This is a genomic window from Kribbella sp., from assembly GCF_035655035.1.
In the GTDB taxonomy this organism is placed as follows: domain Bacteria; phylum Actinomycetota; class Actinomycetes; order Propionibacteriales; family Kribbellaceae; genus Kribbella.
Genome location: NZ_DASRVN010000097.1, coordinates 1 through 9,452, shown reverse-complemented (window position 1 = coordinate 9,452; position 9,452 = coordinate 1). Strand labels below are relative to the sequence as shown.

General features: G+C 69.4%; 8 protein-coding genes and 1 pseudogene. 4 read left to right on the top strand and 5 right to left on the bottom strand.

Annotated elements, in window-relative coordinates; genetic code table 11:
• The first annotated feature begins 8 nt into the window (after positions 1-8).
• Together VFF46_RS05790 and VFF46_RS05785 are read left to right on the top strand one after the other, a co-directional pair.
• Complete coding sequence (locus VFF46_RS05790) at positions 9-134, top strand: VOC family protein (protein ID WP_325035971.1); 126 nt, start codon at positions 9-11, stop codon at positions 132-134.
• Positions 135-233: 99 nt separating this feature from the next.
• Entirely contained in the window at positions 234-863 is a 630-nt protein-coding gene (locus tag VFF46_RS05785; RefSeq protein ID WP_325035970.1) for an NYN domain-containing protein, read from the top strand.
• Between the two features lie 102 nt (positions 864-965).
• Here the strand turns inward: VFF46_RS05785 and VFF46_RS05780 are convergent, their stop codons facing one another.
• On the bottom strand, positions 966-2,318 hold the full coding sequence (locus tag VFF46_RS05780; protein WP_325035969.1) for a serine hydrolase domain-containing protein: 1,353 nt from the start codon (positions 2,316-2,318) through the stop codon (positions 966-968).
• Between the two features lie 74 nt (positions 2,319-2,392).
• On the opposite strand from VFF46_RS05780, the gene VFF46_RS05775 reads away from it, so the two are divergent.
• Positions 2,393-5,638: a BTAD domain-containing putative transcriptional regulator gene (locus tag VFF46_RS05775; RefSeq protein ID WP_325035968.1), complete on the top strand. Its 3,246-nt coding sequence runs from the start codon at positions 2,393-2,395 to the stop codon at positions 5,636-5,638.
• Here the strand turns inward: VFF46_RS05775 and VFF46_RS05770 are convergent.
• Both VFF46_RS05770 and VFF46_RS05765 read right to left on the bottom strand, forming a co-directional pair.
• Positions 5,635-6,261 carry a TetR/AcrR family transcriptional regulator gene (locus VFF46_RS05770; RefSeq protein WP_325035966.1) on the bottom strand — a complete coding sequence of 209 codons (627 nt, stop codon included), beginning with the start codon at positions 6,259-6,261 and terminating at the stop codon, positions 5,635-5,637. The genes VFF46_RS05775 and VFF46_RS05770 overlap by 4 nt on opposite strands.
• A gap of 71 nt (positions 6,262-6,332) precedes the next feature.
• Positions 6,333-6,854, bottom strand: coding sequence for a DinB family protein (locus tag VFF46_RS05765; protein WP_325035965.1), 522 nt, complete (start codon positions 6,852-6,854; stop codon positions 6,333-6,335).
• 221 nt (positions 6,855-7,075) lie between these two features.
• On the opposite strand from VFF46_RS05765, the gene VFF46_RS05760 reads away from it, so the two are divergent.
• Entirely contained in the window at positions 7,076-7,759 is a 684-nt protein-coding gene (locus VFF46_RS05760) for a hypothetical protein (RefSeq protein ID WP_325035964.1), read from the top strand.
• Between the two features lie 110 nt (positions 7,760-7,869).
• Here the strand turns inward: VFF46_RS05760 and paaK are convergent, their stop codons facing one another.
• Both paaK and VFF46_RS05750 read right to left on the bottom strand, forming a co-directional pair.
• A complete protein-coding gene (paaK, locus tag VFF46_RS05755) occupies positions 7,870-9,165 on the bottom strand; it encodes a phenylacetate--CoA ligase PaaK (RefSeq protein WP_325035963.1) in 1,296 nt (431 codons plus the stop codon).
• Positions 9,166-9,175: 10 nt separating this feature from the next.
• Positions 9,176-9,452: pseudogene (locus VFF46_RS05750) on the bottom strand (3-oxoadipyl-CoA thiolase); the annotation flags it as partial.

Sequence of the window (9,452 nt, the reverse complement as noted above, 5' to 3'; positions counted from 1 at the left end):
AACAACGCATCCGCACCACCGCGACCACCCTCCAGTCCGCCGGCGCCACCTTGGTCCAGGAAGTCCACACCGACAACACCCTCGACCACCTCTGGATGCAAGACCCCGAAGGCAACGACTTCTGCGTGGTCTGACGGGGGCATCCCGGGGCATCCAGGGGCAGATCGACTGCTTTGTCCACAACTACGGAGTTCTGGGCAGGAAACCACTCGCGGGCTGGATAACCTGCCGCGGTGCGGATCAACGTGTATGTCGACGGCTTCAATTTGTACTTCGGTTCCCTCAAGGGCCGGCCGTACAAGTGGCTTGATCTCGAGAAGATGTGTGGCCTTCTCCTACCCAGGTTCGAGCTCGGACGCATCCGGTACTTCACGGCGCTGGTCAAGGAACGGCCGGGAAATCTGCGCGCTCCGGTCCGGCAGCAGGTGTACCTACGAGCGCTCGGCACGCTCCCCACGGTGGAGGTGCATCTGGGTAGCTTTCTGACCAAGCCGACCCGGATGATGCTGGCGAATCCGCCAAGTTCCGGTCCACGGACGGTCGAGGTGATCAAGACCGAGGAGAAGGGATCCGACGTGAACCTGGCCACCTATCTCCTGGTGGACGCCTTCCGGAACGATGCCGATGCCTTCGCGGTGGTGAGCAATGACTCCGATCTGACCGAACCGATCCGCATCGTTCGGCATGAGCTCGGGAAGGTGGTCGGGCTGCTGAATCCGCAGCCGGTGCCCAGTCAGCGGCTGCGGACCTGCCGCCCGACGTTCGCGAAGCAAATTCGTGCGGGGGTCCTCGGCGCCAGCCAGTTTCCGGAGAGGCTGGCGGACGGCGCGGGTTCCGTGATCAGGAAGCCGGCGGGGTGGTGAAAAGCAGAAGCCCCACCGAAGTGGGGCCTCGCACCCAGCCACCGAAGCAACTGGGGGAATGGTCACAGGCTAACCGACAATCCCCTTCCGGGCAACACGGCTCTAGCCAGGCTTGATCTCGCCGAAGGACAAGGGTTCGCGGGTGCAGAGGTAGGTTGCCCAGTGCAACTTTGTGGGGTGGCCGGCGGGGTCTCGGGTGATGCGGAGGAGTTCGCCGGTTTCGCGGCCGGAGACGGTGCGGTAGGTGTCGTCGGAGAGGCGTTCGAAGACGGCGGGGGACTGGTACTCGGCGGCCGCGGGGGACTTCGCCTCGAGGACGCCGTTCCGCACCGAGAAGACGAACGGGCTGCCTTCGGTGAACCAGGTGCCGAGGACGCCGGTCAGCTCGGCGGGGACCGACGTACCGGGGATCCAGGGCTCGGGCGGCAGCGGGTCGTCCTCGAGGACCTTGATGATCAGGTCGGTGGCCAGCGCGCTCGGGGCCGGCGACGAGGTGGCGCCGAACAGCGCGATTCCCGCCGTACCGGAGGAGCGGTCGACGAACGTCGACGTGATGTGGCCGGGCATCCCGCCGTCGTGGCCGACGAACAGCCGGTCGCCGCGGCGAAGCAGCATGAACCCGAGGCCGAACGCGAGCTGCCAACGGTCCACGTCGGCCATGATCTGCACCTGGCACATCTCGTCCAGGGTGTCCTTGGACAGCACCTCGTCGACCGGGTTCGCGACGAACATCGCCCACTTCGCCAGGTCCTCGGCGGTCGATGCCAGCCCGCCGCAGGCGTCCATCGCGCCGATGTCGAGCAGCGGTTCTTTGACGGGTACGTCGGAGAACGGCGGCACGTAGTACCCGGTCTGGGCCGGGCCGCCGTCCATGCCGACGGTGGTCCGGCGCATCTCCAGCGGGTCGAGGATCCGCGCCTTCACGGTGTCGTACCAGGAGCGGCCCTCGATCCGCGCGATGATCTCACCGAGCAGCGAGAACACCAGGTTCGAGTAGTGGAACCGGTGGTGCGGCTTGCCGATCCGTTCGGCGGCGTTCCAGCCGGTGACCAGCTCGTCGCGGGACGGGAACTTCATCAGGTCCCACACGTCCCCGACCGGCTCGCGCTGCATGCCGCTGGCGTGGCTGAGCATCTGCCTGACGGTGATGCCCGCGTGGTTGGTGTCCGGGAGCAGTTGGTCGACGGTGTCGTCGAGGTTGAGCTTGCCCTCGTCACGGAGCGCCATGATCGTGACCGCGGTCAGCGTCTTGCTCTGCGACGCGATCAGGAACTGCGAGTCGGCGGTCGGCGGTACGCCGGGACTGTCCAGGTCGGCCGATCCGGCGCCGTGCGACCAGGCCAGCGACCCGTCCCGGGCGACGGCCCCCACCACACCGGGCACGCGGCCCTTCGACTGACGTTCGGCAACGATACGAGAGAGCGCGACCTGAGTCGGCGCGGCAATTTCTGTCACGTCCACCGACCTTAAAGGAGCCGAGTGACAAAAGGCAGGGGTGTTTGGGCAGGGGGATGTGCGAGGCTGGTGGAGTGCGCATAGCGGTGCTCGGTCCTCTCGCGATGTGGGCGGCCGACGGGAGTCCGCTCGACATCCGCGGTGTCCGGCTGCGCGGGTTGCTGGCGCGGCTGGCGTTGAGCGCGGGGCGGCCGGTGAGCGTCGAGACGCTGGTCGACGGGCTGTGGGGGAGCGAGGCCCCGAGCGCGAACGCGCTGCAGTCGCTGGTCTCGCGTCTGCGGGGGAGCCTGCCGGCGACCGAGTCGAGCATCTCGGTCCAGTCCGGCCCGGCCGGGTACACGCTGACCATCGGCCCGGACTGCGTCGACGCCCTCCAGTTCGAGGAGCTGGTACGGCGTGGGCGCGCGGCGCTCACGTCCGACCCGGAGCAGGCGCACGCGCTGCTGACCCAGGCCGGCAAGCTGTGGCGGGGTGACGCCCTCACCGATCTGCGGGACCTCCCGTTCGCCGCGGTCGAGGCGGACCGGCTGGCTGAGCTGCGACTGGCTGCCGCGGAGGATCTGGCCGAGGCTGCCGTGAGCTGCGGCCACGCCCGCGACCTGATCGCCGACCTCGAACACCTCGCCGTCACGCACCCGCTGCGCGAACGCGTCCACGAGCTGCTCATCCGCGCCTTGTACGCCGACGGTCGCCAGGCGGAGGCCCTGGCGGCGTACGAGCGTATTCGCACCACCCTGGCCGACGAGCTGGGCGCTGACCCCGGCACACGCCTCAGGGACCTCCACGTGTCGGTGCTCCGCGGTGACTCGGTGGACCCGGCTGCCAAGAGTTCCGCAGTACCGGCTCCTGCTCCGTCAGCACCGCGTAGCAACCTGCGGGCTCCGTTGACGAGTTTTGTGGGTCGCCGCGAGGACGTGATCGAGCTGACCCGCCTGCTGAGCAACGGGACCCGGCTGGTCACCATGGTCGGCCCAGGTGGTGCCGGCAAGACAAGGCTGGCCACTGAGACCGGCAGGTCGCTCGTGGACCAGTCCGGCGACGGCATCTGGTTCGTGGAGCTCGCACCGCTGGGAGACGCCGCTGACGTCGCCCCGACCGTACTGTCCACCCTTGGCGCCAGCGAGTACGTCGACGTGACACAGGCCCGGTTTGCACCCCAGCACATCCCGACCAGCCGCGCTGCGACCCAACGGCTCGTCGAGGTCATCGGTGACCGGCGCGTACTGCTCGTGTTCGACAACTGCGAGCACCTGGTCCAAGAGGTCGCGGGACTCGTCGACTCGCTCCTGGCGTCGTGCCCGCGCCTACGGGTGCTGACCACGAGCCGGGAGCCGTTGAGCATCCCCGGTGAGCACCTGCACCCGGTCGGTCCGCTCGACCTGCCGCCGGAGGACGCCACCACCGACGAGTACCCGTCGATGCAGCTGTTCGTCGACCGGGCCCGCGCCGTACGTCCGGACTTCCAGCTGACCGACTCGAACCGGGAAGCCGTCGCGGAGATCTGCCGCCGGCTGGACGGTATGCCGCTCGCGATCGAGCTGGCCGCCGCCCGTCTGCGGGCGCTCAACCCGCCGCAGATCGTCGACCGGCTGGCGGACAGGTTCCGGCTGCTGACCAGTGGTTCTCGTACCGCCTTGCCGCGTCACCAGACCCTGCGGGCGGTCGTGGAGTGGAGCTGGGACCTGCTGGACCCTGACGAGCAGGCGGTCGCCCGGCGGCTCTCGCTGTTCTCCGGCGGCGCCACCCTGGAGGCGGCCGAACAGATCTGCAGCGGCGAGCACATTCCGGCGGAGTCCGTCCTCGGCGTCCTCGCGTCCCTTGTCGACAAGTCGCTCGTCGAGGCCGCCGCCGACGAGCGGTCCGTGCGGTACCGGATGCTGGAGACGGTCCGTGCGTACGGCGCCGAGCAGCTGAAGGCCTCGGGCGAGTACGACCGCTTCCGCTGGGCGCACACCGTGTACTTCAGCCGGGTGCTCCGCAAGGCGCGGCCGAAGCTGCGGACCGGCGAGCAGATCGAGTGGATCGCCCGGCTGACCGCCGACAACGAGAACCTGATCGACGCGCTCCGGACCGCGATCGACACCGGCTCCGCGCGGGTCGCCGTACAGATGGTCGCGGTGCTCGGGGAGTACTGGACGATGAGCGGCCGTCCCGCCGAGGCGGTGACCTGGATGCAGGCCGCGCTCGCCGTACCGGGGCGGAGTGTGCCGCTGGACAAGGCCGAGGCGCTGTACCTGCTCGCGCTCGGCCGGATGTCGACGGGGCAGGACGCCGCGAAGGCGTTCCGGCAGGCGGCCCGCGGGCTGGCCACGGTCCGCTGGATGACCCGCAAGCACCCGATCCTGGTCGACTCCGGGATCGGGCTGTTCACCAACGCCGTCTGGGCCGCCGTCCGCAAGGACAAGGCGACCTGCTTCGCGGAGCTGGAGGCGGCCGGCCGGCACCCGGACCCGTGGATCCGGAACATGGGCGTGCTGACCAGCGCGATGTTCCGCGAGAACGAGGGCGAGGTCGGCGAGATGGCGGCCGATCTGACGATCGCGCTGGACGGGTTCCGCGCGATCGGTGACCGGTTCGGTACGTCGATGGCGCTGCGCGGGCTCGCCGGGTACCGGGCCAGCAACGGCGACCACGCGGCCGCGCTGGAGGCGCTGGTCGAGGCGCTCCGGCTGATCGAGGAGCTCGGTACCACCGAGGGCGTCGGGCAGTTGCTCGGCGGTAGCGCGATGAGCCGGGTCGAGCTGGGCGACTACGAGGGCGCCCGTACGGACCTGCAGCGGGCACTGCAGCTGTCCGAGCAGACCGGGTCGCGCGGTGGCGAGGCGATGGCGTACATGGGCCTGGCCAAGGTGGAGTTCCGGCTCGGGCGGCTCGAGGAGGCGCGGGAGCTGGCGGAACGCGCGTACGCGACGCTCGACCTCGAAGCCGAGCGGATGGCGCCGCACGGACAGGCGATGCTGCTCGGCCAGCTGAGCCGGATCTACGCGTTCACCGGCGACGTCGAGAAGGCGCAGAAATGCGCTCGGGAAGCCATCGGGCTGGCGCTCAGCACCGAGGACATGCCGCTCGCGGCCGCGGTCGTGGAGACCGGTCTGCCGGCCGACCTGCTGACCAGCGAGCCCGCGGAGGTGGCCCGGGCGTTCGGGCTCGCCGCCACGATGAAGGGCCTCCGGACGATCCCGGACGCCGACGTACGGCGGCTCGTCGACCAGCTCCGCGATGCCCTGGGCAACGAAGCCTACGAAGCCGCGTACGCCGCGGGCGCCGCCGTACCCCGCGACGAAGCCCTCGCCGAACTCCGCAAGCGGTACGTCGACTAGGCGGTTATCAGCTGGACGGCGAGGTCTCGCAAGGACTTCTGGATTCCCTGCTCCGGTGGGCGCGGGTCGGCGAGCATCCAGTCGTGGACGACCGCGTTCACCGCGCCGAGGAACGCCAGCGCGAGGAACCGGAAGTCCTTGCGCTTGATCTCGCCGCGCTCCACTGCCGTGTCGCCGAGGTCGCGGACCTTGCCGATCAGCAGCTCCCGGAACGCGTTGCGCTGCTCCTCGACGGCCGGGCTGGTGCCGACCACCTCGACGAACGAGATCCGGGCCCGCCGGAGGTCGGCCATGATGGTCCGCAGGTACGAGTCGACGGCCGCGGAGATCCGTTCCCGCACCGGTTGGTCGGCGGTCCGGGTCAGTGCGTCCCCCGTACTCCGGACCGCCAACTCGATCACCTGCGCATGCACCGCGAGCAGCACGGCTTCCTTGTTCTGGAACTCGTGGTAGAAGTGCCGGGTGGACACTTTCGCCTGTGTGCACAGGCGTTCCACGGATGTCGCCGGATAGCCTTCGGTCCCGAACAGTTCGAGTGCGGCAGCCAGCAGCCGTTCCCGGCGCGCGGCCTTCCACTCTTCGACTGACCGCCCGGAATACCGGCGTACGGAGGGTTCCCTCATCACACCTCTTGTCGCTACCCCGTGCCAGATGCCGGACATCCTATCCACCCCTCGGCGCAGGCGTAACCGGGTTAGTCCAGCTTGGTATAACCCTTCGTGCCGTCGAGCAGTTCGCGGATGATGTCGAGGTGGCCGACGTGGCGGGCGGTTTCCTCGATCAGGTGGCAGAGGACGTGCCGCAAGGATGCTGCCTTGTCAGCGGGTTGGTTTGCCTCGACCGTGTCCAGCGGCAGGTCCGCGATCGTGGCGTTCGACCGCCGGCACTCCTCGTCGTACTCGTCGAGCAGCTGGGCGATCGGTACGTCGTCGACGAGCATCTCGGCGTCGACGTGGCCGCCCTCGGTCCACGGTGTCTGGCCGGTGTCGGGGACGCCGGCGATGCCGAGCTGGAACCACGAGTACTCGTTCCAGCGCAGATGAGCGACCAGCCCGGCCGGGGTCATCAACGGCGAGGTCGGGACCACCTTGCGGTGGGCATCTTCCTCGCTCAGCCCCGCGCACTTCATCCGGACGAACGAACGCTGCAGGTCGAGCCATCCGATCAACTGCTCCCGCTCACCGGCGGTCAGCGACGGACGTTGTACTTCGGTCATGCGACTACTCCTTGGTGGTACGAAGCCACCCCGGTCAGCCGCGGACACGGCGGCGGGGCAGCACGACAGTCGGACTCGACATCGCGCTCACCTCCTCTCCGTCGCCGGGGTGTCGAAGCCTCCGGCAACTTGCACCGTAGCGGACCGCGGCCGCAGAGAAAACCCCCATTTCTGGCACGCTATGAACGACAAGCGCCCGCACCGCGCATTCGAGGTGAGACGTGGATCCACGGTTCGACCTTCCGCTGTACACCCGCGCCGAGGTGGCGCTCCATCTCGGGTTGCCGGCCACCACGCTCGGCGACTGGCTGCGTTCCGGGGCGCTGGAGGCCGGCCGCGGCGGCAGGGGTGAGCCGACGATCACGTTCGCCGGCCTGGTGGAGACGCACATGCTCCGGCACCTGCGCCGTACCGGGTTGTCCTTGCACGCGATCGGCGAGGCCGCGGTCGCGCTCCGCTCGCGGGCCGGCCGCCGGTACCCGCTGGCCTGGTCGGGGCTGGCCCACGACGGCCGCGACCTGCTGGTCGAGATCGCCGCCGAGGGCCGCGAGCCCGGCTGGGAACGGATCCGCGACAGCCAGGGCGGCTTCCCCGGCGTCCTGCGCCGCGGCTCGGCCGCCATCGGCTGGTCCGACGACGGGTACGCCGGCACCCTCCGGCTGGTCATCTACTCCGACGTCGACGTGATCGTGGACCCGGAACGCGCGCACGGCCGCCCGCTGATCGATGACGTCCCGGTGGACGACGTCATCGACGAAATCCGCGCAGGCACCCCCTACCGCGACATCACCGCCAAGTTCCACCTCGAGGACTTCGAACTGGAGGCCCTGATCCGCCCCCACCTCCGCCCAACGGCCGTCCGCAAACTCCACCACGCCGATCCACAGGCTGAAGCGCTGCTGTGACGTAAGAACGGGTAGTGGTCGACACCCCGGCTGCACCAGCGCGATCGGCGCCGCTCAGCCGGCCCGCGGCTGGCGGGTCGCCCGGCACCACCACCCGTTCTTCGGTACGGCTACCGGTCGTCTCGGATGCGTTTGGCTTTGCCGAGGGAGCGTTCGAGGGCGTGGGGGTTTACGACTTCGACTGTTGCGGTGACGCCTACCCGGTCCTTGATGCGGTGGGCGAGGGTGGTGGCGGCTGTTGAGCGGTCGGCCAGGTCGGGGGCGGCTTCGACCTGGACGGTGAGTTCGTCGAGGCGGTCGGGGCGGGTGAGGACGCAGAGGTAGTGCGGGGTGAGGCCGGGGACCAGCAGGATCTGTTCCTCGATCTGGGTGGGGAAGACGTTGACGCCGCGGACGATCATCATGTCGTCGGTGCGGCCGGTGATCTTCTCCATCCGGCGCATCCCGGGGCGGGCGGTGCCGGGGAGCAGGCGGGTCAGGTCGCGGGTGCGGTACCGCAGTACCGGGAAGGCTTCCTTGGTGAGGGTGGTGAAGACCAGTTCGCCCTCGGAACCGTCGGGCAGCACCTCGCCGGTCACCGGGTCGATGATCTCCGGGTAGAAGTGGTCCTCCCAGATGTGCAGGCCGTCCTTGGTCTCGACGCATTCCTGCGCGACGCCCGGCCCCATCACCTCGGACAGCCCGTAGATGTCGACGGCGTGGATCCCGGTGCGTTCCTCGACCTCGGTGCGCATCGCCTCGGTCCACGGCTCGGCACCGAAGATCCCGATCCGCAGCGAGGTGTCCCGTGGGTCCAGCCCGCGGCGCTCGAGCTCGTCGACGATCGACAGGAAGTACGACGGCGTGACCATGATGATCCGGGCGCCGAAGTCGCGGAGCAGGTCCACCTGCCGCTCGGTCATCCCGCCCGAGATCGGTACGACGGTGCACCCGAGCCGCTCGGCCCCGTAGTGCGCGCCCAGCCCGCCGGTGAACAGTCCGTACCCGTAGGCGACGTGGCACACGTCCCCCGCGCGCCCGCCCGCGGCCCGGATCGACCGCGCCATCAGATCGGCCCAGTTGTCCAGATCCCGCTTCGTGTACCCGACCACGGTCGGCCGCCCGGTGGTCCCGGACGAGGCATGCACCCGGGACACCTCGGTCCGGGGAACCGCGAACATCCCGAACGGGTAGTTGTCCCGCAGATCCTTCTTCGCGGTGAACGGCAACCGCGAAAGATCCGCGAACGACTGCAGATCACCAGGCTTGAACCCGACCGCGTCCAGCGCGGAACGATAGTGCGGCACGTTCTCGTACACCCGCCGTACCGTTGCCTGCAGCAACGACAACTGGCGGGACCGGAGTTCGTCGACGGACAGCTGTTCGCCGGCGTCCCGCAACTCTGGAGGACAAGCTTCGCCGAGCATCGAGAACCCCTTAAGGACGGGCGAGCAGGGTCGCGATGCCCTGTCCGACGCCGATACACATGGTGGCGAGCGCGTACCGGGCGTCGCGGTGCCGGAGCTCCAGCGCGGCGGTCAACGCCAACCGTGCCCCGGACATCCCGAGCGGATGCCCGAGCGCGATGGCGCCGCCGTTCGGGTTCACGTGCTCGGCGTCGTCGGGCAGGCCGAGTCCCCGCAGTACGGCGAGCGACTGGGACGCGAACGCCTCGTTCAGCTCGATCACCTCGATGCCGGACAACGCGACCCCG